The 24,231-nt window shown below is 73.4% G+C and carries 19 protein-coding genes; 13 read left to right on the forward strand and 6 right to left on the reverse strand.

Going from position 1 to position 24,231, the window contains the following annotated elements; genetic code table 11:
• Positions 1-217 precede the first annotated feature (217 nt).
• On the reverse strand, positions 218-1,531 hold the full coding sequence (locus tag BMW99_RS28160; RefSeq protein ID WP_069467570.1) for an LCP family protein: 1,314 nt from the start codon (positions 1,529-1,531) through the stop codon (positions 218-220).
• 278 nt (positions 1,532-1,809) lie between these two features.
• A complete protein-coding gene (locus BMW99_RS28165; protein ID WP_176735785.1) occupies positions 1,810-2,562 on the reverse strand; it encodes a TIGR03089 family protein in 753 nt (250 codons plus the stop codon).
• A 205-nt stretch (positions 2,563-2,767) separates the two neighbouring features.
• Here BMW99_RS28165 and manB point away from each other — a divergent pair, with 205 nt between their 5' ends.
• Together manB and BMW99_RS28175 are read left to right on the forward strand one after the other, a co-directional pair.
• Positions 2,768-3,925: a mannose-1-phosphate guanylyltransferase gene (manB, locus tag BMW99_RS28170; protein ID WP_079176205.1), complete on the forward strand. Its 1,158-nt coding sequence runs from the start codon at positions 2,768-2,770 to the stop codon at positions 3,923-3,925.
• Positions 3,926-4,222: 297 nt separating this feature from the next.
• A complete protein-coding gene (locus tag BMW99_RS28175; protein ID WP_075017791.1) occupies positions 4,223-5,080 on the forward strand; it encodes a DNA-3-methyladenine glycosylase family protein in 858 nt (285 codons plus the stop codon).
• Between the two features lie 124 nt (positions 5,081-5,204).
• Here BMW99_RS28175 and BMW99_RS28180 read toward each other — a convergent pair whose 3' ends face one another.
• Genes BMW99_RS28180 through BMW99_RS28190 form a run of 3 tightly spaced genes read right to left on the reverse strand, consistent with a single transcriptional unit; the run spans position 5,205 to position 8,116 of the window.
• Complete coding sequence (locus BMW99_RS28180) at positions 5,205-6,527, reverse strand: coenzyme F420-0:L-glutamate ligase (protein WP_075017784.1); 1,323 nt, start codon at positions 6,525-6,527, stop codon at positions 5,205-5,207.
• Positions 6,524-7,480, reverse strand: coding sequence for a 2-phospho-L-lactate transferase (gene cofD / locus BMW99_RS28185; protein ID WP_069463189.1), 957 nt, complete (start codon positions 7,478-7,480; stop codon positions 6,524-6,526). The genes BMW99_RS28180 and cofD overlap by 4 nt, the downstream gene beginning before the upstream one ends.
• 39 nt (positions 7,481-7,519) lie before the next feature.
• Positions 7,520-8,116 (reverse strand): cysteine dioxygenase, encoded by a 597-nt coding sequence (locus BMW99_RS28190; protein WP_079138355.1) that lies wholly within the window; start codon positions 8,114-8,116, stop codon positions 7,520-7,522.
• A 669-nt stretch (positions 8,117-8,785) separates the two neighbouring features.
• Between BMW99_RS28190 and BMW99_RS28195 the strand changes: the two genes are divergently transcribed.
• From BMW99_RS28195 to BMW99_RS28205, 3 genes are all read left to right on the forward strand, one after another.
• A complete protein-coding gene (locus BMW99_RS28195) occupies positions 8,786-9,049 on the forward strand; it encodes a WhiB family transcriptional regulator (protein ID WP_031519519.1) in 264 nt (87 codons plus the stop codon).
• 243 nt (positions 9,050-9,292) lie between these two features.
• Positions 9,293-13,138: a glycosyltransferase gene (locus tag BMW99_RS28200; protein WP_069463188.1), complete on the forward strand. Its 3,846-nt coding sequence runs from the start codon at positions 9,293-9,295 to the stop codon at positions 13,136-13,138.
• Positions 13,135-14,640, forward strand: a complete 1,506-nt coding sequence (locus BMW99_RS28205) for a DUF5719 family protein (protein ID WP_069463187.1) — start codon at positions 13,135-13,137, stop codon at positions 14,638-14,640. The genes BMW99_RS28200 and BMW99_RS28205 overlap by 4 nt, the downstream gene beginning before the upstream one ends.
• A 138-nt stretch (positions 14,641-14,778) precedes the next feature.
• Here the strand turns inward: BMW99_RS28205 and BMW99_RS28210 are convergent, their stop codons facing one another.
• Positions 14,779-15,231 carry a metallopeptidase family protein gene (locus tag BMW99_RS28210; protein ID WP_069463186.1) on the reverse strand — a complete coding sequence of 151 codons (453 nt, stop codon included), beginning with the start codon at positions 15,229-15,231 and terminating at the stop codon, positions 14,779-14,781.
• A gap of 264 nt (positions 15,232-15,495) precedes the next feature.
• On the opposite strand from BMW99_RS28210, the gene BMW99_RS28215 reads away from it, so the two are divergent.
• From BMW99_RS28215 to BMW99_RS28250, 8 genes are all read left to right on the forward strand, one after another.
• The gene (locus BMW99_RS28215) at positions 15,496-15,954 is read left to right on the forward strand and encodes a DUF3499 domain-containing protein (RefSeq protein ID WP_075017792.1); all 459 of its coding nucleotides are present in this window, start codon (positions 15,496-15,498) and stop codon (positions 15,952-15,954) included.
• 106 nt (positions 15,955-16,060) lie between these two features.
• Entirely contained in the window at positions 16,061-17,419 is a 1,359-nt protein-coding gene (locus tag BMW99_RS28220) for a phosphomannomutase/phosphoglucomutase (protein WP_069463184.1), read from the forward strand.
• A gap of 164 nt (positions 17,420-17,583) precedes the next feature.
• Positions 17,584-17,763, forward strand: a complete 180-nt coding sequence (locus BMW99_RS28225; RefSeq protein WP_069463183.1) for a Trm112 family protein — start codon at positions 17,584-17,586, stop codon at positions 17,761-17,763.
• Positions 17,764-17,869: 106 nt separating this feature from the next.
• Positions 17,870-19,045 carry an SIS domain-containing protein gene (locus BMW99_RS28230; RefSeq protein ID WP_075017785.1) on the forward strand — a complete coding sequence of 392 codons (1,176 nt, stop codon included), beginning with the start codon at positions 17,870-17,872 and terminating at the stop codon, positions 19,043-19,045.
• A 5-nt stretch (positions 19,046-19,050) separates the two neighbouring features.
• Complete coding sequence (gene manA, locus BMW99_RS28235; RefSeq protein WP_069463496.1) at positions 19,051-20,259, forward strand: mannose-6-phosphate isomerase, class I; 1,209 nt, start codon at positions 19,051-19,053, stop codon at positions 20,257-20,259.
• A gap of 93 nt (positions 20,260-20,352) precedes the next feature.
• Complete coding sequence (locus BMW99_RS28240; protein ID WP_069463494.1) at positions 20,353-21,312, forward strand: cation diffusion facilitator family transporter; 960 nt, start codon at positions 20,353-20,355, stop codon at positions 21,310-21,312.
• A 247-nt stretch (positions 21,313-21,559) separates the two neighbouring features.
• Entirely contained in the window at positions 21,560-23,011 is a 1,452-nt protein-coding gene (gene ahcY / locus BMW99_RS28245; protein ID WP_069463493.1) for an adenosylhomocysteinase, read from the forward strand.
• Between the two features lie 97 nt (positions 23,012-23,108).
• Positions 23,109-23,723, forward strand: coding sequence for a hypothetical protein (locus tag BMW99_RS28250; RefSeq protein WP_069463492.1), 615 nt, complete (start codon positions 23,109-23,111; stop codon positions 23,721-23,723).
• Positions 23,724-24,231: the final 508 nt, after the last annotated feature.

Genomic DNA, 24,231 nt, shown 5'->3' on the forward strand with positions numbered 1-24,231 from the left:
CGGTCGCCGGATCGAGGACCCATGACCCCGGAGGGTCGGTGCGCCTGCGGCCTTGCGTGTCCACGGTTCGTCAGGCCCTCCGGTCCGGGATCGTCCGATCGCCCACACTAGCGGCCCAGTTGGGCCGAGATGCCCGTGTTCGACTGGTGTGCGACGTGCGGACCAGGACAAACCACCGCAACGCGGCGGTGGCTTGAGACCGGCTTTCAGGAGGTTTTCAGCGGTCTTTGCCGCACACGTCCTGTTCCGCCGTCGTGCCCTGGAACGTCGGCGCGCCGCTGGACGGAGTGCCGGACGGGGTGCCGCCCGCCGTCACCGAGGGGGTGCCGGACGGGGTCCCGGGCGCGGTGCGGGACGGGGTCCCGGACGGGGTGCCCGTCGGAGTCGCCGTGGTGCCGGGAGAGGCGGTCGCGGTGCCGTCGCCGGACGGACTCCCGGCGTGGGCGGCGACGTTGACCGGCGCGTCCGCGAGCAGCGCCGCGAACAGGGCGTCGGCGGCGGGCTGCTGCAACTGGTCACGGTTGCGGTCCGCCGTGTACTGCTCGCGCGGCACGGTGAGGAAACGTATCGCCCCGGTCGGCGTCTTCTGCAGCGACTGCGTCAGGTCGTACAGCTCGCTGAGCGAGTCGAGGCCAGGGTCGGCGGTCAGCGACTTGGTGGCCGCGTCCAGCAGCGGGTACAGCTTGACCGGGTTGAGCAGCACCCCGTTGCTGCGCACCTTCTTGATCAGCGAGCCGAGGAACGCCTGCTGGCGCTGCATCCGTTCGGTGTCGCTGCCGTCGCCGATGCTGTAGCGGGCCCGCACGTACCCCAGCGCCTGCTCGCCGTCGAGCTTCTGCCGGCCCGCGGGCAGGTTCAGGTGCGCCTTGGTGTCGTGCACCGGCTCCGCCACGCACACGTCCACGCCGTCGACCGCGTTGACCATGTTCTTGAAGCCGGTGAAGTCCACGATCAGGTGGTGGTCGATGCGGATGTGCGTCATGTCCTCCACCGTGCGGATGGTGCAGGCCGCGCCGCCCTGCTCGAACGCCCAGTTGAACTGCTCGAACCGGGCCTTCGTGGTGCCGCCGCCCGGCTTGGCGCATTCCGGCACGTGCGCCATCAGGTCGCGCGGGATGCTCACCGCGGTGGCACTGCCGCGGTCGGCCGACAGGTGCAGCAGGATCGTGGTGTCCGAACGCTGCGTGCCGGTGTCCTGGCCGTACTGCCCGTTGCCGTCACCGCGGTTGTCCGAGCCGATGAGCAGGATGTTCTCCGCGCTGGTCGGCGTCTCCGGCGGCCGCTGCGAGGCGTGCACCTTCAGCTCGTTCTCGGTCACCGTGTCCGTCGTGATGTTGCCGTTCAGCCGCTGGTAGACGTACCAGACGCCGCCGGCCAGGGCGAGCACCGAGACGGCCGTGCAGATCGCCAGGATCCGCAGCCAGCGGAACCGCCGCGGGGGACGCGGGGTGCCCCCCTGGGGGGTGCCGTCGGCCCCGGTGCCGGAGCCGGGCGTCGCGTCGCCCTGCGGAGGCTGAGCTGGCGTGGTCACGTTGGCCGTCCCTCGGTAGGTCCCCGATGCCGGGGCCCTCCGGGCAGCCCGGGGGTCGGACCCGAATGCCCGACCGGCATTCGTTCAGACTGTCGAACAGGCCGTTTGGTTGCCCAAGCAACCTTGTCCGGCACGGGAGTTGCCCAGGTGGGGCCGGTGGTGCGGGCGACGGGTGCGACGTCCGGGGCGCGAGGTCGGCATGGGGCGGGCGGGGCGTTCACCGCCGTGGCCCGCCCGCCGCTCGTCCCCGTCGTCCCGGTTCGCGGCGCCGCCCGGCCTCAGACGGTGTGCGTGACCCGCTCGCTGTCCTTGCGCCGCTCCAGTCCCTCGGCCGGCAGCTGGTCCAGATGGCGGCACAGCACCACCGCGGCGTCGGCCGCCAGCGGCGCCAGCAGCCCCGCGGACAGGCCCTCCCAGCCGTCGTACGGCAGCCCCGACAGCACGCGCGCGCCGCGGTCGAGGCCGCGCGCGGCCGCGTCCGCGTGGGCCCGTGCGGTCACCTCGGCGCCCGTCAGCAGCTCACCGCCCGGCAGCCGGAGCGCGGGCGCGCCGGGGGCCGGCGGCGCGTACGGCACGAACCGGTCGCCCTGGCTGGGCACTTCCACCGCGTAGTCGGCGAACCCGGCCGGCGGCTGCGGGAACCTGCCGCCCAGCGGCCGCAGGGCCAGGGCGATCCGCTCGCCGCCGCAGGCCAGCGCCGCGTCAAGGGTGTCGGGGCCGCTCACGACCAGGTCCGCGCCCGCCGGGTCGCCGCCCGGCTCGACGACGACGCCCACCGAGAAACCGGCCAGCACCCACACCGCGGTCTGCCAGTGCGCGGGCAGCAGCAGCGCGAGCCGGTCGCCGGGCTGCGCGCCGAGGTCGTCCTGGAGCAGGTTCGCCGTCTTCGCCACCCAGTTCGCGAACGTCGCCACCGACAACTCGACGCGCTCACCGGTCGCGTCGTCGTAGAACGTGACGAGCGGACGGCCGGGGTCGGCCCGCAGGGCGTCGGAGAGAAGTTGTGCGGGGGTCGCGGAGGTGGCTGTCACGCCCGCCAGGCTACCTGGCATGATCGGACCGCCGTCCGGCCGGAGAGGTCCCTGCCGGAGAAGTCCCTGCCGCAGGCGGCCCGGCCGGGGGCCCAGGCAACCAGCACGGGCGTTCCCGCGTCCGAACGGGTGGCCGACGGAGCACGAACGGCTGTTCCCCGGACACTGAATCATCTGCTTTGCGGCTTATGTCAGTATCTTCCCCATGCGTGCACACCCTGACCAGGCGACGGCACTCCAGACGACGGCATACCCGGCCACGGCACCCGTGACCACCGGAGCGAAAGAGGCCGTCCTGCTCGTGGGCGGGAAGGGAACGCGGCTGCGCCCGCTGACCGTCCACACCCCCAAGCCGATGGTGCCGGCGGCCGGCGTGCCGTTCCTCACCCATCAGCTGGCCCGCGCCAGGGCCGCGGGCATCGAGCACATCGTGCTGGCCACGTCCTACCTCGCCGAGGTCTTCGCACCGCACTTCGGCGACGGCTCCGCGCTCGGCCTGCACCTGGAGTACGTCACCGAGACGGACCCGCTCGGCACCGGCGGCGCCATCCGCAACGTCGCCCACCGGCTGCACTCCGCGCCCGGCGACCCGGTACTCGTCTTCAACGGCGACATCCTCACCGGCCTCGACATCCGGGCCCTCGTCGACACCCACCAGCGCGCCCGCGCCGACGTCTCGCTGCACCTGACCAAGGTGCCCGACCCCCGCGCGTTCGGCCTCGTGCCCACCGACGCGGACGGCCGCGTCACCGCCTTCCTGGAGAAGCCGCAGACGCCCGAGGAGATCGTCACCGACCAGGTCAACGCCGGCGCGTACGTCTTCACCCGCTCCGTCATCGACGCCATCCCGGCCGGCCGGCCGGTCTCCGTGGAGCGCGAGACCTTCCCCGACCTGCTGGCCGCGGGCGCCCACCTCCAGGGCATGGTCGACTCCACCTACTGGCTCGACCTCGGCACCCCGCAGGCCTTCGTCCGCGGCTCCGCCGACCTGGTCCTGGGCCGGGCACCGTCGCCCGCCGTGCCCGGGCGCTGCGGGGAACGGCTCGTGCTGCCCGGCGCGGACGTCGCCGAGGACGCCAAGCTGTCCGGCGGCACCTCGGTCGCCGCCGGCGCGGTGATCGGCTCCGGCGCCCGCGTCGACGGCAGCGCGATCCTGGCCGGCGCCTGGATCGAGCCCGATGCCGTCGTCAGGAACTCCCTGGTCGGCGCGGGTGCGCGGGTCGGCAGCCGCACCGTCCTGGACGGCGTCGTGGTCGGCGACGGCGCCCACGTCGGCGCCGACAACGAACTGCTCGGCGGTGTCCGCGTCTGGTGCGGGGCGCGCATCGAGCCGGCCGCGATCCGCTTCTCCTCCGACGGGTAGCGCGCAGCGCCTGCGGCGGCCTTCCGGATACCGCGTGCGGCCCATGCGGGCCGCGCGCCGGTGCCGCTGCCGCCCGCGGGGCGGTGGGCGTGGGGCGTCCGCGGGACGTCCGGCGCGGCCTGCTCGCCCGGCGCCGGGTTCGTCCCGTGCCGGTGCGCCCCGCACCCGGCCGCAGTGTCGGCGCGCCCGAGTACGCTCGGCAGCGTGCCCGCCATCCCCGCCAGCCGCGTCGGCGGTACGTCCGCCGCCACCCGCCGGTGGACGCCGTCCGGGCCGCTGGACGTCCGCCTCACCGTCATGCCGCTGCGCCGCGGCGGCACGGACCCGGCGTTCCGCATCACCCCCGACGGCGCGGTGTGGCGCGCCAGCCGCACCCCTCAGGGCCCGGCCACCCTGCGCGTCACCGGCAGCCCCGCCCAACTCGAGGGCCACGCCTGGGGCCCCGGCGCGCAGTGGCTGCTCGACGCCATGCCGGGCCTGCTCGGCGCGGACGACGACCAGTCCGGCTTCGCGCCCCGCCACCGCGTCGTCCACCACTCCCACCGGCGGCACCCCGGGCTGCGGCTCACCCGCACCGGACTCGTCCTCGAAGCGCTCATCCCGGCGGTCCTGGAGCAGAAGGTCACCACGATCGAGGCGTACCGCGCGTGGAAGACGCTGCTCTTCCAGCACGGCGAGGTCGCGCCCGGGCCGTCCCCGGCCGACCGGATGCGGGTCATGCCCGACGCCCGCGGGTGGGCCCGCGTGCCCTCCTGGGACTGGCACTGCGCGGGCGTCGACAACAAGCGCGCGTCCACGGTGATGCGCGCGGTCCGCGTCGGCGCGCGGATCGACGCGCTGGCCGCGCTGGACCCGGCCGAGGCGGGGCTGCGCCTCCAGACGATCCCCGGGATCGGACCGTGGACGGCCGCGGAGACGCTGCAGCGCAGCCACGGTGCGGCGGACGCGGTGACGGTCGGGGACCTGCACCTTCCGCATCACATCGGGTTCGCGCTCACCGGCGAGCAGAAGTCCGACGACGAGACGATGCTGAGGTTGCTGGAGCCGTACGCCGGGCAGCGGCACCGGGCTGCCCGGCTCATCGTTCTCGGGGCGCCGGGCCCGCCGAGGCGGGCGCCTCGGCTGGCACCGAATCCTCCGTCGTGGCGGTCGTAGCTCGCTTTTTCCGTTTTCCACCGACCCAGCCACCAGAGACCCGCACCTTCGGACGGCCTGGGGGCACCCCCGGACGGAGTCTGGGGGAGGGCGGGCGGGTGGGAGAAAAACGGGAAAAAAAAAGCTAACGCACCGCCAGAAACGGCTCAGCTTCACGAACCGCCCGCGCCGGAGGCGCGACCGCGGGCCGTCCGACGGCCACCGCCCCCATCGGATCCCAGTCCCCGGGCAGGCCGAGCACGTCCCGGACCACGTCGCGGCAGAACATCGTGGACGACACCCACGCGGAGCCGAGCTGCTCGCCGGCCAGGGCGACGAGGAAGTTCTGCACGCCGGCCCCGGCGGCCACGACGAACATCTCGCGTTCGGCGGCGGAACGCCGCGCGTCGGGGTAGGGGTGGGCGCCGTCGGCGACGAGGCACGGGACGACGAGGTAGGGCGCGCGGCGCAGCACGTCCCCGCGGCGGAGCCGCTTGGCGATGCTGGTCTCGGAGAAGCCGTCGCGGCGCAGGTCCGCCTCCCAGGCGTCGCGCATGGCGTCGAGGAGCCGGGTCCGCACCTCGGGGGTCTCCAGGAGGACGAAGCGCCAGGGGGTGGTGTGGTGCGGCGCGGGCGCGGTGACCGCGAGGGCGACGGCGCGGCGGACGGCCGCGGGGTCGACCGGCTCGGAGGTGAACTCGCGGACGGTGCGCCGCAGCGACACCGCCTCGCGCACCGCCTCGGAGGTGCCGAGCCGGAACATGTCGTCGGCGGCGGAGCGCACGAGGGGCCGGGCCCCGGGATCGTCGTCGCCGGGCGCGGGGTCGACCACGGCGGGCAGGCCGCGCACCACGGCCACCGGCAGGCCGTCGGCCTTGCCCTTGACCAGCTCGCCGGCGGCGGCCAGTTCGTCGGCGGTGGCGGTGACCGTCACGTTGAGCGGGTTGCCGTGGGCGTCCCGCCCGCCGCGCAGGTCGTCCAGGACGCGGACGCCGGACGCGCCGATCGCCACGTCGGTCAGGCCGTTGCGCCAGGGCCGGCCGAAGGTGTCGGTGAGGACGACGCCCACGCGCACACCGAGGTCCGCGTGCAGGCGCTCGCGGATGCGGCGGGCGGACGCGTCGGGGTCCTCGGGGAGCAGCAGCACGGTGCCGGCCGGGGTGTTGGAGGCGTCGACACCGGCGGCGGCCATGACGAAGCCGTGCCGGGTCTCGACGATGCGTGTCGGGCCGCGCCGGGCGACCAGACGGACGGTCTCGGCGTCGATCGCGGCCTCGCGGTCGTCCGCGCGCACCAGCCGGCCCTCGGCCTTGCTGACGATCTTGGACGTGACGATCACCACGTCGCCGTCGGCGAGCGCGGTACCGGTGGCGGCGATGAGCTTGGCGACGTCGTCGCCGGGCTGCACCTCGCCGATGCCGGGCACGCCGAAGACCTCGTAACGCGGCGCGGCGGCGGGGGAGTTCACGCGCGCACCTCTTCGGCCAGGTCGAGCGCCTCGCGGGCCATGCGGGTCGTCGCGTCCAGGTCGGACATCATCAGCGGGATGGCGCGGCAGCGGATGCCGGCCGCCTCGACCTCGCCGACCACGCCCGCGTCGACGGTGTCGACGAGCCAGCCGTCGAGCAGCCCGCTGCCGTAGTGGGCGGCGACCGCGGCGGCGGTGGACTCCACGCCGACCGCGGCGAGCACCTTGTCGGCCATGCCGCGCACCGGGGCGTCCCCGACGATCGGGGACAGGCCCACGACGGGCACACCGGCCTCGGCGATGGCCTCGCGGATGCCGGGCACCGCGAGGATGGTGCCGATGCTCACCACCGGGTTGGACGGCGGGAAGACGATGACGTCGGCGGCGGCGATCGCCTCCAGCACGCCGGGCGCGGGCTTGGCCGCCTCGGCGCCGACGGGCAGGACGGCCTGGGCGGGGACCGAGGCGCGCAGCCGCACCCAGTACTCCTGGAAGTGCACGGCCTTGCGCTCGCCGTCGGCCTCGATCAGCACATGGGTCTCGACGCGGTCGTCGGACATCGGCAGCAGCCGCACGCCGGGCTGCCAGCGCGCGCACAGCGCCTCGGTGACGGCGCTGAGCGGGTAGCCGGCGCCGATCATCTGGGTGCGGACGATGTGGGTCGCGAAGTCCCGGTCCCCGAGCCCGAACCACTCGGGGCCCACCCCGTAGGCGGCGAGCTCCTCCTTGACGGTGAAGGTCTCGTCGGCACGTCCCCAGCCCTGCTCCTCGTGGATGCCGCCGCCGAGGGTGTACATGACCGTGTCGAGGTCGGGGCAGACCTTCAGCCCGAACAGGTGGATGTCGTCTCCGGTGTTGCCGACGACGGTGATCTCCGCCTCCGGCGCCGCTGCCTTGAGGCCGCGCAGGAAGCGCGCGCCTCCGATACCTCCGGCCAGAACCACGATTCGCATGACGCCCAGTCTTGCAGCACGCCGAGGGCGCCGGAGAGTTCAGCGTCCGGCGGGGGCGCTCGCGGGCCTGCCGTGCGCCGTCGGCGTGCAGGCGTACGGCGTCATCTCGGTCAGTCCGGGGAAGTACACGTGCAGGCTGACGGCGGGTTCGAGGGAGTCGTTGACCACCTCGTGGACGTAGCCGGGGGCGAACACGCGCTGCGCGCCGGGGGACAGGCCGCGCCGTGTCTCGCCGCCGCGGTCGGCACGGGGCAGGGCGCGTTCGTGCAGGGTGCCGTCGAGCACGGTGAGGACGGCCGAGGAGCCGCCGTGGTCGTGCAGGCCGCTGCCCTGCCCGGGGAGCCAGCTCAGCAGCCACACCTCGTAGCCGGGGCCGGTCCGCAGGCGGGCGTACCAGCGGGTGGTGGCGTCGTAGCGCACCAGCGGGGCCCACTGGGCGCGGTCGGCGGCCAGGGAGCGCGCGAGTCCGGCGAACTCGGCGACGGTGCCGGGGTGTTGGGGCACCGCCGGGAGCAGGTGGGGCAGTGCCAGCGGGTCACCGGCGATCGAGACGTCGGAGTACGAGGGGTACTCGGTGTTCGCGGTGTTCGCGGCGTATTCGGTGCTCAGGGCGTGCGGGGGGTGCACGGAAGCCATGGGATGCGTTCCTTGTGATGCGCGTGATGCGGACGGCGCCGGGTCCGGGAGACGGCCCGGGCGGGGGGAATCAGCGGCAGCGACAGGAACGACAACAGCTCTGCGCGAGCGCGACGCAGCGGGACTCGCTCAGGCGAGTCCGGAAGGGCGCGTGCTGCTCGGCGTACATGGCGTCAAGGAGACCGGGCCGGTAGGCCGCTTGTCAAACGGATGTCCGTTATGTCCTTCAGGTTCACCTGATCCGGTAACGCGAGGTGCTGAAAGGTTTGTGCACTGCGCTGTGGGGATAGGTGGTGCGGCATCCGTGCAGATCCGATGCAGATCCGATTCCGGTCCTGGAGAACGTGTCGCGTGGTGTGACGTTGTACTTCTGTGATGGAAATGTGATCCACAACGCTTCACCCCCGAGGGCGGAACGCCGCGCGACGCGACTGCGTCTGACGGAGTGTGAGCGGGTGATCGGTCGGACCAGGGTTGACGCATGCAGGAATTTGGGCTGATTTCAACACTTTCTGTCACCCCTTGGTTCAGCGGAGTGAATAACGGACCCAATAGCAGATCTCCGCTTGACTGGCCCGGATCCACACACTTGTAATTTCACTCGTGTCGTTCAGCCGGACCAGGTGACGGCAGGGAACAACGGGGAAGCACGACAGACGAGGGGCGCGCATGACCGAGCAGTTCCAGTTGCTGCTGGCCGAGGAGGCCGACGAGGAACTCGGCTGGCAGGAGCGCGCGCTCTGTGCGCAGACCGACCCTGAGTCGTTCTTCCCCGAAAAGGGCGGATCCACGCGTGAGGCGAAGAAAGTCTGCCTCGCGTGCGAAGTCCGGTCCGACTGCCTGGAGTACGCGCTCGCCAACGACGAGCGGTTCGGCATCTGGGGCGGCCTGTCCGAGCGCGAGCGACGCCGTCTGAAGAAGGGCGTCGTCTGACCCCGAGGCCTCCCGGCGGCCCCCGTGTCCCGGTGCCGTCCCGGGCAAACGGCCCGGTCAGAGCCCTGCCGCAGCCCGTCCTGCCCGCCCCCGCGCGGGCCAGGCGGGCTGCCGTTGTTCTCACACCCGGACGGCGGCCGCGGTGTGAGCCGTTAGTGTGGGTGGCCGTCCGAGACGTCCGCCCCCGCACCCGCCGGGACGGTTGCGTCCACCGCAGTCCAGCGAACCGGGGCCCGAACCTCGATGTCCGTGAACAGCCCAGCACCGGCCGCCCATCCGGCCGGCACCCCTGAGTTCCCGCGCCACGTCGTCACCGCCGTGCTCGTCGCGCACGACGGCGCGCGCTGGCTGCGCCAGGCCCTCGACGGGCTGCTCACCCAGAACCGCCCGGTCCAGGACGTCATCGCCGCCGACACCGGCAGCGCCGACGACTCCGCCCGCCTCCTCGCCGAGGCGCTCGGCGACCAGCGCGTCCTGCACCTCGCCCGCCGCACCGGCTTCGGCGCCGCCGTCGACGAGGCCGTGCGCGCCGTACCGCCGCTGACCGCCGACGACCTGCCGTACCTCGCCGCGCGCCGCAGCGGCTGGGACCCCGTCAACCGCACGTGGAACGACGAGTCGTACGACGAGGACGACCGGCCGCACGGCGAGCCCGTGCAGTGGCTGTGGCTGCTGCACGACGACTGCGAGCCCGACCCCGACGCCCTGTCCGCACTGCTGCGCACCGCCGAGGCGACCCCCTCGGCCGCCGTCATCGGCCCCAAGCTCCGCTCCTGGTACGACCGCAGGCAGCTGCTGGAGGTCGGCGTCAGCATCGCCCGCAGCGGCCGCCGCTGGACCGGCCTCGAGCGCCGCGAGCAGGACCAGGGCCAGCACGACCAGGTGCGCCAGGTGCTGTCCGTGTCGTCCGCGGGCATGCTGGTGCGCCGCGACGTGTGGGAGGAACTCGGCGGCTTCGACCGCCGGATCGCCCTCATGCGCGACGACGTCGACTTCTGCTGGCGCGTCCAGGCCGCCGGCCACAGCGTGATGGTCGCCCCCGACGCGATCCTGCGCCACGCCGAGGCGGCCTCCCGCGAGCGCCGCCCGGTCGACTGCGCGGGCCGCTCCGCGGTCAACCCGCACCGCGTCGACAAGGCCGGCGCCGTCTACACGCTGCTCGCCAACACCCGCGGTCCGCTGCTCCCGTACGTGGTGCTCCGGATCGTCGTCGGCACCCTGCTGCGCACCCTGGCCTACCTGGTCGGCAAGGTGCCCGGGCAGGCCGTGGACGAGATCGTCGGCCTGCTCGGCGTCCTGCTGCGGCCCGGCCGGCTCATGGGAGCCCGGCACAGACGCGGCCGCGGCGTCGTCCCGCCCGCCGAACTGCGGCCGCTGTTCCCGCCACCCGGCGCGACCGTCCGTGCCACCGTCGACCAGGTCGTCAGCAACATCGCCGGACGCGCCGACGCCTCGACCGCCGCCGCCGGACGCCACGGCGGCGCGGTGGAGTCCGGGCCGGGCGAGGAGGACGGCGAGTTCCTGGAGGTCGAGCAGTTCGCCCGGCTCAAGCGGCTGGCCCGCAAGCCCGGTCCGGTGCTCTTCGCCGTGCTGCTCGCCGTGTCGCTGGCCGCCTGCCGCTCCCTGCTCGGCGGCGGCACGCTGTCCGGCGGCGCCCTGCTGCCGGTCGGCTCCGGCGCCTCCGACCTGTGGGGCGCCTACGCGGGCTCGTGGCACGCCCTCGGCACCGGCGGCACCGAGTCCGCACCCCCGTACCTCGCGGTGCTCGCGATCTTCGCGACCGTGCTGTTCGGCTCCACCAGCCTGACCCTGACGCTGTTCCTGGTCGCCTCCGTGCCGCTGGCCGGCATCACCGCCTACTTCGCGTCGCGCCCCCTGGTCGAGTCGCGTCTGCTGCGTGCCTGGGCCTCGGTGGCCTACGCGTTCCTGCCCGCCGCCACCGGCGCCCTGGCCGGCGGCCGGCTCGGCACCGCCGTGCTGGCCATCCTGCTGCCGCTGATGGCCCGCGCCGCCGTGTCGTACGCCGGTCTCCAGCTGGGATCGTCCGCCATCGAGCGCGGTGTGAAACCGGGCTGGCGGGCCACCTGGGCGCTGGCGCTGATGCTCACCTTCACCACCGCCTTCACCCCGGTCACCTGGCTGATCGCCCTGGTGCTGGCCGCCGCCGTGCTCGGCTGGCGGCTGGCCGGCGGCGCCGCCCAGCTGGTCGTCCCGCACGTGCTGCGCTCCGCGGCCGTGCTGGTGACGCCGATGGTGCTGCTCGCCCCCTGGTCCCTCGGCCTGCTCGCGCACCCCGGCCGCCTCCTCCACGAGGCCGGCCTGACATACGGCAGCAAGAGCGCCTCTGGCCTGAACCTCCTGCTGCTCAGCCCCGGCGGGCCCAAGGCGTCCGGCGGCTTCCTGCTCGTCGGCGTCGTGCTGGCCGCGCTCGCCGCCCTCATGCGCGGCACCCGCCGCACCGCCATCACCGCGGCGTGGGCCGCGGCCCTGACCGGCCTGCTGTTCGCCGTCGTGGAGAACGGCAAGGACTGGGCGGGCCCGGCCACCCTCGTCTACGGCCTCGCGCTGCTGGCGGCCGCCACGATCGGCGCCGAGGGCGCCAACGAGCGCATCGCCGCCAGCGGCTTCGGCTGGCGCCAGCCGGTGGCCGGCCTCATCGCGGTCGCCGCCGTCGCGGCGCCGCTGCTCGCCGCGTTCACCTGGGTCGTGGACGGCGCCAACGGCCCCATCAAGCGCGGCGATCCGCAGCAGGTGCCGGCGTTCGTGGCCGAGGAGGCCACCACCCGCGACCAGCCCCGCACCCTGGTGCTCAACGGGACCCCGGGCGACGTCACCTACGCCCTGGTGCGCGGCTCCGGCGCCCAGATCGGCGACGCGGAACTCGCCGCCTCGGCCCCCGCCGACCCCACGCTCGACACCGTCGTCGCCAACCTCGTCGCCGGCTCCGGCGCCGACCAGGGCAGCCGGCTCGCCGGCTACGCCATCCGCTACGTGCTCGCGCAGCAGGGATCGCCGCGCTCCTTCGGCCGCATCCTGGACAGCACCCCGGGCCTGTCCCGGGTGAGCCAGACCGACGGCAGCGAGCTGTGGCGGGTCGACGCGACCGTCTCCCGCATCACCATCACCAGCAAGGGCGCGCAGCCCGTCTCCGTGCCCTCGGGCCGCGTCGAGGCGCACACCACCGTGCCCGCCGGCCCGTCCGGCCGGGTGCTGCGGCTCGCGGACTCCGCCGCGTCCGGCTGGCGCGCCACCCTCGACGGCACCTCGCTGTCGCCGACGACCGTCGACGGCTGGGCGCAGGGCTTCGCACTGCCCTCCACCGGCGGCCGGCTGGACGTGACGTACGAGGAGCCGATCACCCACGTCGGGTGGCTGGGCGCGCAGGCGTTCCTCCTGCTCGTCACGATCGTGCTGGCCCTGCCGGGCCGCCGCCGCGACGTCGACGACGACCTGCCGGACGCCGAGGCCCCGGCGGCCGCGATCCCGGCCCAGGCCTCGGGCGAGGGCCGCAGGGCCCGCCGCCTGCAGGCCGCGGCCGAGGCGGAGGCCGCCGCGCAGCAAGGCGCGCACGACACCGGCGAGCACGACGGACCGGACGAGGCCGCTCACGAGGAGGGCAACTACGACGCCTCCGAGGACGCCGCTGCCGCCTACGCGGCCGCCCAGCCGGGATACGGCACCCAAGAGGGCGCGTACGACCCGTACGCGGCCCCGGCCGGGACCGACTACGGCTACCAGGAGGGCTACGTCGACCCCGCCTACGCGCAGGCGGGCGACCCCGCCGGCCAGTGGGACGGGCAGCAGGGCTACCCCGACCAGGGCGGCTACGGCGCCGAGCAGGGCGCGTACGGGGACGGCTACGGGTACGTCCCGCAGCAGCCCGGCTACGACCCCTACGCGCCGGCCCCCGGTACGGACGGGCAGCCCGGATACGCGGACCAGGGCTACGGCGAGCAGAACGGCTACGGGCAGCAGGGCTACCCCGGCCACCACGGCGCCGCCGAGGGAGCGGGCCACGGCGGCCAGGCCGATCCGGCCGGCTACTACGCAGAGGACGACCAGCGCCACGACGGGAGCGACCACCGGTGAACCGCAGCACGATCTCCCTGGCCGGCGTGGTCGCCGCCCTGATCGCCCTCACCGGCGCCGCCTCGCTCACCGGCGGCGGCAGCTCGACGGCGGCCACCACGACCAGCCCGACGCGGCTCCCGGTGCAGCGCACCACGCTGCTGTGCCCCGCGCCGTCCTCGTCGGAGTTCGCCACCACCACGTACACGTCGTTCACGCCGGGCTCCTCCGGGCCCGCGGGCGCGTCCGACTCGTCCGGGGCCTCCGGTGCGTCCGGGGCCTCCGGCGGCAGCGCCTCGCTGGTCCCGGCGGCGGCCAAGGGCAAGCCGCTCGCGAAGCTGACGGCACCGGGCAAGCCGGTGACCGCCACCACCGACCAGTCGGACGCGCCCGCGCTGGTCGGCACCGCCGACGGGCCGCTGGCCCCGGGCTGGACCGTGCAGCAGACCACCGTGGTCGACTCCGGCTCCGCGCGCGGGCTGCTGGGCACCTCCTGCCTCGTCCCTGACAGCGAGTTCTGGTTCGCCGGCGCGAGCACCGCGACGGGCCGCCAGGACTACCTGCACCTGGTCAACCCCGACGAGGCGCCGGCCGTCGTGGACGTCCAGCTGTACGGCAAGGACGGCCAGCTGAAGGCGGCGACGGGCGACGGCATCACCGTCCCGGGCGACAGCTCCGAGCCGGTCCTGCTGTCCACGCTGGTCGCCGACAAGCAGCAGGACCTGACGCTGCACGTGGTCGCGCGCAGCGGCCGCGTCGGCGCCTCGGTGCAGGCGACCGACGGCAACAAGGGCGCGGACTGGCTGCCGGCCTCCGGCGACCCGGCGACGAGCCTGGTGATGCCGGGCATCCCCGCCGACGCCACCGACGTGCGCCTGGTCGTCTTCGACCCGGGTTCCGACGACGCGGACCTGACGCTGAAGCTGGCCACGTCCACGGGCTCCATCACGCCTGCCGGCAACGAGAGCCTGCACGTCAAGAGCGGGATGACGACCGCGGTCGACCTGGGCGACCTCACCAAGGGCGAGGCCGGTTCCCTTCTGCTCGGGTCGAGCACGGTGCACAGCGCCGTCCCCGTGGTCGCCGCGCTGCGCGTCACCCGCGGCAAGAGCGGCTCGCAGGACCTGGCGTTCCTGCCGGCGACGGCCCCGGTCGACACCCGGGCCACGGTCGCCGACAACCGGGCCAAGTCCTCGACGCTGAACCTGACCGCGACCGGCAAGGACACCAGCGTCAAGATCACCTCCTCGGCCGGGGCATCCGGCGGTGAGGCGGTGACCAAGACCGTCACGGTCAAGGCGGGCACGACGCTGTCCGTCGTGCCGGAGGCGCCGAGCGGCGGCAAGGGCGCGTTCGCGGTGACGGTCGAGCCGGCGCCCGGCGGCGGCACCCTCTACGCGTCGCGGACGCTGACGCTGCCCCTCAACGGCATCCCGATGTTCACCATCCAGCCGATGCCCGACGACCGGGGCATGGTGGCGGTGCCGAAGGCCGGGCCGGAACTGCGGATCCTGAACCGCTGAACGCGTGAACCGCGGACGTCGTGAAACCGTGGACGCGTGCCCCGGTCCAGCTGCGGACCGGGGCGCGCGCGTTCCGCCGAACGGCCGAGGCGAGACCCGGCCCCGAGCCGGCCGTCCGCACGCCATGGGTCCGGCGGCTCAGTCCTCGCCGTACTTGGGGTCGACGTTCTCCGGGGACAGCCCGAGCAGCTCGGCGACCTGTTCGACGACGACCTCGTGGACCAGCAGCGCCCGTTCGTCGCGGTTCTTCGCGCGGATCTCCACGGGCCGGCGGTAGATCACGATCCGGCTGGGGCGGTCCTTCGCGGCGCCGATCAGCCGGCCCAGCGGCACCGGGTCGCCGTCCGGGGTCGGGCCGTCCTGCGGCCACGGCACCTCCTGGACGGCGAACTCGACGTCGGCCAGTTGCGGCCAGCGCCGCTCCAGCCGGTCGGCGGCGTCCCGCACCAGGTCGTCGAAGGCGTCCGCGCGGCTGAGGGCCAGCGGCACCTGCGGGGGCGCGATGGGTCCGCGCATCCCGCGCCCGTGGCGGTCGCGGTGGCGCGGACGCGGTGCGGGGGGAGTCGGTGGGGTGGGTGCCGTGCTGTCCATCAGCGTGAGCCTAGTCCTGCGAGCAGGCACGTACAGCACGGGATCGGGCCCTTGTCCTCCAAAGAGCGAAGCGCCGCCGTATTGCCGCCCTATTGCCGCCTCCGAGGGCGGCGGTTGGGACCGCATCAGGCCAGGAATGTGTCGTATATACGCCAGCCCGCGACCGAAGACGCCGCCGGTGGGAGGGGCGGGGTGACCGTTACCTTGGGTAGCCGGAGGCGGCGCCCTGCCGTACCCGCAGGTCAGGGCCCGCGGCACGGAACGATCGATTCCGGACGTACTCCGGCGACACGACCGGGTGACCTCCCGGAGAGTCGTCGCGGCCCGCTCAAGAGTGCGGTACCGTCCAACCTCGTGAGCCCTGTACGTCGCTGTTCGCGCACCGCTTGCGGCCGCCCCGCCGTCGCGACGCTGACGTACGTCTACGCGGACTCCACCGCCGTCCTCGGCCCGCTCGCGACCTACGCCGAGCCCCACTGCTACGACCTGTGCTCCGAGCACTCCGAACGGCTCACCGCCCCGCGCGGCTGGGAAGTGGTGCGGCTGGCGACCGACTCCGGTCCGGTGCGCCCCAGCGGCGACGACCTGGAGGCCCTGGCCAACGCGGTGCGCGAGGCGGCCCGGCCGCAGGAGCGCGCGGCCCGCGGCGCGGCCCGCGACATCGATCCGATGGAGGTCGCCCGGCGCGGCCATCTGAGGGTGCTGCGCTCGCCCGAGTCCTGAGCCCGGGGTCGTGCGGCCGGCGGACCGTCGTGCTTCGGTAGGTTGTGGCTCCTCGGGGTGCGAAAAGCGTCCCCACCGTTCAGAACCCGTACAGCAGAGGTGCGAAGTGGCCGATTTGTCGCAGATCGTCAAGGCCTACGACGTGCGCGGCGTCGTACCCGACCAGTGGGACGAGCCCCTCGCCGAGATCTTCGGCGCGGCCTTCGCGACCGTCACCGAGGCCACCGCCGTCGTCGTCGGCCACGACATGCGGCCGTCCTCGCCGGGACTGTCCCGGGCCTTCGCCCGCGGTGCCGCCTCCCGCGGCGCGGACGTCACCGAGATCGGCCTGTGCTCCACCGACGAGCTGTACTTCGCCAGCGGCCGCCTCGGCCTGCCCGGCGCGATGTTCACCGCCAGCCACAACCCGGCCCGGTACAACGGCATCAAGATGTGCCGCGCCGGCGCCGCGCCCATCGGCCAGGACACCGGTCTCACCGAGATCCGCGACCTCGCCGAGAAGTGGTCCGAGACCGGGGTGCCGGCCTCCGCCGCCCCCCCCGGCACCCTCACGGCCCGCGACGTCCTCGCCGACTACGCCAGCTTCCTGCGCTCCCTCGTGGACCTGTCCGCCATCAGGCCGCTGAAGGTCGTGGTCGACGCCGGCAACGGCATGGGCGGCCACACCGTGCCCACCGTCCTCGACGGGCTGCCGCTCGACCTGGTGCCGCTGTACTTCGAGCTCGACGGCACCTTCCCCCACCACGAGGCCAACCCCCTCGACCCGAAGAACCTCGTGGACCTGCAGGCCAAGGTGCGCGAGACCGGCGCCGACATCGGCCTGGCCTTCGACGGCGACGCCGACCGCTGCTTCGCCGTCGACGAGCGCGGCGAACCCGTGTCGCCGTCCGCCGTCACCGCCCTCGTCGCCGAGCGCGAGCTGGCCAAGAACCCCGGCGCCACGATCATCCACAACCTCATCACCTCCCGGTCGGTGCCGGAGATCGTCACCGAGCACGGCGGGAAGCCGGTCCGCACCCGCGTCGGGCACTCCTTCATCAAGCAGGAGATGGCCGCCGCCGGCGCCGTCTTCGGCGGCGAGCACTCCGCGCACTACTACTTCCGGGACTTCTGGAACGCCGACACCGGCATGCTCGCCGCGCTCCACCTGCTGGCCGCGCTCGGCACCCAGGAGGGCCCGGTGTCCGCGCTCGTCGCCGCCTACGACCGCTACGCCGCCTCCGGCGAGATCAACAGCACCGTCGCCGACCAGGCCGCCAGCACCGCGGCCGTGCGGGCCGCGTTCACCGGACGCGAGGGCGTCGGCTTTGACGAACTCGACGGCCTGACCGTCTCCGGCGACGACTGGTGGTTCAACCTGCGCCCCTCCAACACCGAGCCGCTGCTGCGGCTCAACGTCGAGGCCCGCGACGCCGCCACCGTCGCGCACCTCCGCGACGAGGTCCTGGGGATCGTGCGGGCCTGATCCACGGCGATAGGCTGAGGGCACGGAGCGAGAGCCGCAGGCACGGCGGGCGGCACGCCGCACCGGATCACGCGTTCGCGCGGATCGCACGGTTCGCCCCGTGCGCCCGCGCCCGCACCGCCCAGTCCCGCCCCGATCGCCGCAACCGTCCGGAGGACACCGCAATGCCGCTCGTCGAACCCAGCCTGCTGGAGATCCTCGCCTGCCCGGCCTGCCACGCGCCGCTGCGCGAGGACGCCGACGCGAGCGAGCTCGTCTGCACCTCCGACAGCTGCGGCCTGGCCTACCCGGTCCGGGACGAGATCCCCGTCCTGCTCGTCGACGAGGCCCGCCGCCCCTCCTGACCGGACCGCTCGACCGGGCCGCACGGCCCGGACCGCGCGCATCCAGGCCGCGCCGGCCCACGTCCCGGCACGGCCGGACCAGGCCGCATCCGACCGGGAGGTCGCAGTGTTCGACGAGTCCCTGCTGGACGACCCCGACCGGCTCGCCCGCGCCGACGTCCACGGGCTGCTACGTGGCGTCGCCGCCGCCGGAGCACGAGTCCGCACCGCCCTGCGGCTCGCCGACGAGGCCGGCCTGACCGGCCTGCGGCCCGACGGACGCCCGCGCACCCTGATCGTGGCCGGCAACGGCCCCGAAGCCGCCGCCGTCGCCGACCTGCTCGGCGCCCTCGGCTCCGGCACCTGCCCGGTGGAGCTGCTGAGCCCCACCGGACCCACCCCGCAGCAGTCCCGGTGGACGCTGCCCGGCTGGGCCGGCCCCCTCGACCTGCTCCTCCTGCTCACCCCCCGCGGCAACGAGCAGGGCCTCACCGACCTGGTGGAACAGGCCTACCGGCGCGGCTGCACCGCCTGCGCGGTCGCCCCCGCCGGCACGCCGCTCGCCGAAGCCGTGGGGCAGGTGCGCGGCATGGCCCTGCCCTTCGCCTCCGACACCAACGGCGCCGCCGGCCCGGGCTGGGACGCCAGCGCCCCCGGCGGCAGTGCCACCGGCGCCCCGGGGGACACCACCGCCGACACCGGCGCCTTCTGGGCCCTGGCCACCCCCCTGCTCGCCCTCGCCGACCGGCTCGGCGTCCTCAGCGCTCCCACCGCCGCCCTCCAGGGCGTCGCCGACCGCCTCGACGACGTCGCCACCCGCTGCGGCCCGGCGATCGCCACCTACACCAACCCGGCCAAGACGCTCGCCGCCGAACTCGACGAGTCCCTGCCGCTGTTGTGGAGCCAGGGCCGGATCGCCGCCGCCGGCGCCCGTCGCTTCGCCACCGTGCTGGCCACCCATGCCGGGCGCCCCGCGCTCGCCGCCGAACTGCCCGCCGCCCTCACCGTCCACGGCCCCCTCCAGGCCGGCGCCCGCGCACTGGCCGCCGACCCCGAGGACTTCTTCCGCGACCGCGTCGAGGACCCCGGCGGTCTGCGCCTGCGGATCGTGCTGCTCCAGGAGTCCGCCGAGCAGGCAGGCTCGGCCGCCCCCGCGGCCCGCGAGCAGGCCTACGCCCACGACACACCCCTGAGTGAGATCTCTGCCGCGGACGGTACCCCCCTGGACACCGCGGCCGAACTCCTCGCCCTGACGGATTTCGCGGCCGTCTACCTGGCCGTCGCTTCGACCGAGAGACCATGACCGGCATGAACCGCCTCATCACCACCATCCGCCCGTACGCCTGGGGTTCGCTCACCGCCATCCCCGACCTCCTCGGCACCGAGCCCACCGGAGAGCCCCAGGCCGAACTGTGGATGGGCGCCCATCCCGGCGCACCCTCCCGCATCGACCGCGGCAACGGCCCCGAACCCCTCGACGTCGTCATCGCGGCCGACCCCGCCGGAGAACTCGGCGAGTCCAGCGTCAAGCGGTTCGGCCCCACCCTGCCCTTCCTGCTCAAGGTGCTGGCCGCCGGCGCCCCTCTGTCCGTCCAGGTCCACCCCGACCTGGCCCAGGCCAAGGCCGGGTTCGCCGACGAGGAGGCCCGCGGCATCCCGCTGGACGCCCCCGAGCGCAACTACAAGGACGCCAACCACAAGCCCGAGATGATCGTGGCGCTGTCCGAGTTCGACGGCCTGTGCGGCTTCCGCGACCCCGCCCAGGCAGCCGAACTCATCGAAGCCCTCGGCGTCGACACCCTCACCCCCTACGTCGACATCCTGCGCGCCCACCCCGAGGACCGGGCCCTGCGCGAGGTCCTGGCCGCCGTGCTCGGCGCCGAACCGCACGCCATCGCCGCCACCGTGCACGCGGCCACCGAAGCCGCCCGGCGCCTGTCCGCCGACCCCACCACCCCCTTCGCCTCCGACTACGCCGCCTACGCCAAGGCCGCGCACAGCTTCCCCGGCGACCGCGGCATCATCGCCGCGATGCTCCTCAACCACGTCAGGCTCCAGCCCGGCGAGGCCCTCTACCTCGGCGCCGGCGTCCCGCACGCCTACCTCGACGGCCTCGGCGTCGAGATCATGGCCAACTCCGACAACGTGCTGCGCTGCGGCCTCACCCCCAAGCACATCGACGTCCCCGAACTCCTGCGCATCGTCCGCTTCGAGGCCGGCGACCCCGGCGTGCTGCGCCCCGAGGCCGGCCCCGACGGCGAGGAGCTGTACGCCGCGCCCATCGACGAGTTCCGCCTGTCCCGGTACTCCCTGGCGCCCGGCTCCGACCCCAGCGTCCTGGAGGCCGGCACCCCGCAGATCCTGCTGTGCACCAGCGGGATCGCCCACCTGGAGACCATCGGCGCCGGCAACGGCACCCTGACCCTGGGGCCCGGCGAGTCCGCCTACGTCCCGGCGACCGAGCGCACCAGCATCACCGGCAACGGCACCGTCTTCCGGGCCACCGTGACCGCCTGAGGAACCCGCGGAGACCGAGGCTGCAACAATGTCCGTCCGTCGCGCACGTAAAGGCGCGGCAAAGGCGGACGAGGGAAGGGACCACCAGCACCTATGAGCGCGTCAGGCGGAACCAGGGCGATCGTCGCAGCACTCAGCGCCAACCTCGCCATCGCCGCGTCGAAGTTCGTGGCCTTCGCGTTCAGCGGCTCCTCCTCCATGCTGGCCGAGGGCGTGCACTCCGTCGCGGACTCCGGCAACCAGGCCCTGCTGCTGATCGGCGGCAAGAAGGCCAAGCGCGCCGCCAACGAGGAGCATCCCTTCGGCTACGGCCGCGAGCGGTACGTCTACGCCTTCCTCGTCTCCATCGTCCTGTTCTCCGTCGGCGGCATGTTCGCCCTCTACGAGGGCTACGAGAAGGTGCGCCACCCGCACCCCATCGAGCACTGGTACTGGCCCGTCGGCGTCCTGCTCTTCGCGATCGTCGCCGAAGGCTCCTCCTTCCGCACCGCCATCAAGGAGTCCAACCACACCCGCGGCACGATGTCGTGGACCGAGTTCATCCGCCGGGCCAAGGCCCCCGAACTGCCCGTCGTCCTCCTGGAGGACTTCGGCGCCCTCATCGGTCTGGCCTTCGCCCTGGCCGGCGTCGGCATCTCGCTGGCCACCGACAGCGGGGTCTGGGACGGCATCGGCACCCTCTGCATCGGCACCCTGCTCATCTGCATCGCTCTCGTCCTCGCCGCCGAGACCAAGTCGCTGCTCATCGGCGAGGGCGCCGGCCCCGAGTCCCTGCAGCGGATCCGCGCCGCGACCGTCGACGGCACCACCGTCACCGGGATCATCCACATGCGCACCCTCCACCTCGGCCCGGAGGAACTCCTGGTCGCCGCGAAGATCGCCGTCCGGCACGACGACACCGCCACCGAGGTGGCGCGCGCCATCGACGCCGCCGAGGAGCGCATCCGCGCCGCCGAACCCTTCGCCCGCGCCATCTACCTCGAACCCGACATCTACAGCGAGGCCGCGGCCGCGGCGGGCCCCGACCCCGACCAGACTCCTGGCGGACGCTGACCCGCGGGCCACTCGAGACGCACTGCGTCAGACCGGCGCACCGGTGTAGATTCGTTCGTAGCCAGACGTCGCTGCTGATGGCGGTCGGGCGGTCAGCCAGTGGTGACCGGCCGAGGGAGAGAGGGCCTCCGACGGATTGCGCTGCCGCCAGGGGACAGGTGTGCCCGCACGTCGAGGCACCCCACGCCGTCCCGCGGCCGCGCACCATCCCTGTCCGACGCGAATCGACCCGCGAGGAGCAGCACGCATGACCCTCACCGCCACCGACTTCAAGGTCGCGGACCTGTCCCTTGCCGCCTTCGGCCGCAAGGAGATCACCCTCGCCGAGCACGAGATGCCCGGCCTGATGTCCCTCCGCAAGGAGTACGCCGAGTCGCAGCCCCTGGCGGGCGCGCGCATCACCGGCTCCCTGCACATGACCGTGCAGACCGCCGTCCTCATCGAGACCCTCGTCGCCCTCGGCGCCGAGGTCCGCTGGGCGTCCTGCAACATCTTCTCCACCCAGGACCACGCAGCGGCGGCCATCGCCGTCGGCCCGAACGGCACCCCCGAGAACCCGCAGGGCGTGCCCGTCTTCGCCTGGAAGGGCGAGACCCTCGACGAGTACTGGTGGTGCACCGAGCAGGCGCTGACCTGGCCCGGCGTCCCCACCGGCGGCCCCAACATGATCCTCGACGACGGTGGCGACGCCACCCTCCTGGTCCACAAGGGCGTCGAGTTCGAGAAGGCCGGCGCCGTGCCGGCCACCGCGGCCGACGACAGCGAGGAGTACGGCGTCATCCTCGGCCTGCTCCGCCGCACGCTCGGTGAGAACGCCCAGAAGTGGACGCAGCTCGCCTCCGAGATCCGCGGCGTGACCGAGGAGACCACCACCGGCGTGCACCGCCTGTACGAGATGCAGCAGGAGGGCACGCTGCTCTTCCCGGCGATCAACGTCAACGACGCGGTCACCAAGTCGAAGTTCGACAACAAGTACGGCTGCCGCCACTCGCTGGTCGACGGCATCAACCGCGCCACCGACGTCCTCATCGGCGGCAAGGTCGCCGTGGTCTGCGGCTACGGCGACGTCGGCAAGGGCTGCGCCGAGTCGCTGCGCGGCCAGGGCGCCCGCGTCATCATCACCGAGATCGACCCGATCTGCGCCCTGCAGGCCGCCATGGACGGCTACCAGGTCGCGCGGCTCGAGGACGTCGTCGAGACCGCCGACATCTTCGTCACCACCACCGGCAACCGGGACATCATCCTCGCCTCCGACATGGAGCGGATGAAGCACCAGGCGATCGTCGGCAACATCGGCCACTTCGACAACGAGATCGACATGGCCGGGCTGGCCAAGATCCCGGGCATCGTCAAGGACGAGGTCAAGCCGCAGGTCCACACCTGGACCTTCGCCGACGGCCGGACGATCATCGTGCTGTCCGAGGGCCGCCTGCTGAACCTCGGCAACGCGACCGGTCACCCCTCGTTCGTGATGTCCAACTCCTTCACGGACCAGACCCTCGCCCAGATCGAGCTCTTCACCAAGCCCGAGGAGTACCCGATCGGCGTCTATGTGCTGCCCAAGCACCTGGACGAGAAGGTCGCCCGTCTCCACCTGGACGCGCTGGGCGTCAGGCTCACCACGCTCCGCCCGGAGCAGGCGTCCTACATCGGCGTCAAGGTCGAGGGCCCGTACAAGTCGGACCACTACCGCTACTGACCAGCGGCGTACGCGACTCCCGCGTACGAATCCCACGCGCACGAGGCCCCCGTCTCGTCCGCGAGGCGGGGGCCTCGCCGAACCCAGAGACCACACCATGCCCCGCGGCCGCTACTCGTTCCATGACACGCACGACCACACCCCCCTCGGTGAGGAACACTTCCACTGCGCCACCGGCCCTTCCGGCTGGCGCTACACCGCACAGACCACGACGCCCGAGGGCGATCACGCGGGATCGGTCGACCTCACGATCGACGCGCTCGGCCGCCCCATCCGACTCGAACTCCACGCCGGCGGCTGGCAGGTTCGCGGCGCCGCCCTCGACGGCGTCACCTGGGTCCGCTCCGATCCCGCCGGCGAGCAGGCGCAAGAAGGAAACGCGCCCGCGCACGCGTTCACGGGACTGTCGCCGGCGTTCCTGATCGCCACCGCCCGCCTGCTCCGGCTCGAGCCCGGCGGTCCGGCCACCCGCGTCCGTCTCGTCTCATTCCAGCCCCCCGTGCTCGCTCCGCTGACCGTCGACCAGTCGTGGTCGTTGATCACCAGGACAGCACACCCGACGGACAGCGGTTCGCTGCCTGTGGACAACTTCCGCGTGGCCGACCTCGCCACCGGCGACCAGTACGACGTTCACATCGCGGGCGACGTCGTCCTCGCCGCGCCCGGCATCGAGCTGGAGGACCTGGAGTCCCCCCCATCCACCTTCGCCTGATTTGACGCGCCCGGGGCGAGGAGGTAGGTTAGAACGGTTGTCACGAACTGGGCGGCTTGTCCGGTAGCGTACGACGAAGATCAATGCCACATCGTCTGCCGAAGACACCCCCCGTCATTCGAGAGAAATCTCGGGCGGGTACTCGTGTCCCCGAAAGACCCGGTGGTAATTCCGACCGGAAAGCATCTGCTAAGGTTGGAACACAACGAAGGGAAAGCCCGGAGGGGCCCGAAAGGGAACCGAAGGAAGCGTCCGTTCCTTGAGAACTCAACAGCGTGCCAAAAGTCAACGCCAGATATGTTGATACCCCGTCCCTCACGGTTCGCCGTGGTGGATGTGGTTCCTTTGAAAAGTCCTTCCTGTAGCGGGAAGGCGAGACACAGCGAGGACGCTGTGCACTGCGGGGACTATTCCTCCTCGTGGTGCCGCTCTTTCGTGTGTTGCCGGGATAGCCCGGAAGCATTCACGGAGAGTTTGATCCTGGCTCAGGACGAACGCTGGCGGCGTG

It is taken from the genome of Actinacidiphila rubida (genome assembly GCF_900110255.1).
Classification (GTDB): Bacteria; Actinomycetota; Actinomycetes; order Streptomycetales; family Streptomycetaceae; genus Actinacidiphila; species Actinacidiphila rubida.

What these genes read in the sequence shown, in the direction of transcription:
- BMW99_RS28240 (WP_069463494.1), top strand. Translation starts at nt 20,353, where the DNA reads ATGAGCGCGTCAGGCGGAACCAGGGCGATCGTCGCAGCACTCAGCGCC.
- BMW99_RS28200 (WP_069463188.1), top strand. Translation starts at nt 9,293, where the DNA reads ATGTCCGTGAACAGCCCAGCACCGGCCGCCCATCCGGCCGGCACCCCT.
- BMW99_RS28210 (WP_069463186.1), bottom strand. Translation starts at nt 15,231, where the DNA reads ATGGACAGCACGGCACCCACCCCACCGACTCCCCCCGCACCGCGTCCG.
- BMW99_RS28175 (WP_075017791.1), top strand. Translation starts at nt 4,223, where the DNA reads ATGCCGCTGCGCCGCGGCGGCACGGACCCGGCGTTCCGCATCACCCCC.
- BMW99_RS28190 (WP_079138355.1), bottom strand. Translation starts at nt 8,116, where the DNA reads ATGGCTTCCGTGCACCCCCCGCACGCCCTGAGCACCGAATACGCCGCG.
- manB (WP_079176205.1), top strand. Translation starts at nt 2,768, where the DNA reads ATGCGTGCACACCCTGACCAGGCGACGGCACTCCAGACGACGGCATAC.
- BMW99_RS28225 (WP_069463183.1), top strand. Translation starts at nt 17,584, where the DNA reads ATGCCGCTCGTCGAACCCAGCCTGCTGGAGATCCTCGCCTGCCCGGCC.
- ahcY (WP_069463493.1), top strand. Translation starts at nt 21,560, where the DNA reads ATGACCCTCACCGCCACCGACTTCAAGGTCGCGGACCTGTCCCTTGCC.
- cofD (WP_069463189.1), bottom strand. Translation starts at nt 7,480, where the DNA reads ATGCGAATCGTGGTTCTGGCCGGAGGTATCGGAGGCGCGCGCTTCCTG.
- BMW99_RS28195 (WP_031519519.1), top strand. Translation starts at nt 8,786, where the DNA reads ATGACCGAGCAGTTCCAGTTGCTGCTGGCCGAGGAGGCCGACGAGGAA.
- manA (WP_069463496.1), top strand. Translation starts at nt 19,051, where the DNA reads ATGAACCGCCTCATCACCACCATCCGCCCGTACGCCTGGGGTTCGCTC.
- BMW99_RS28250 (WP_069463492.1), top strand. Translation starts at nt 23,109, where the DNA reads ATGCCCCGCGGCCGCTACTCGTTCCATGACACGCACGACCACACCCCC.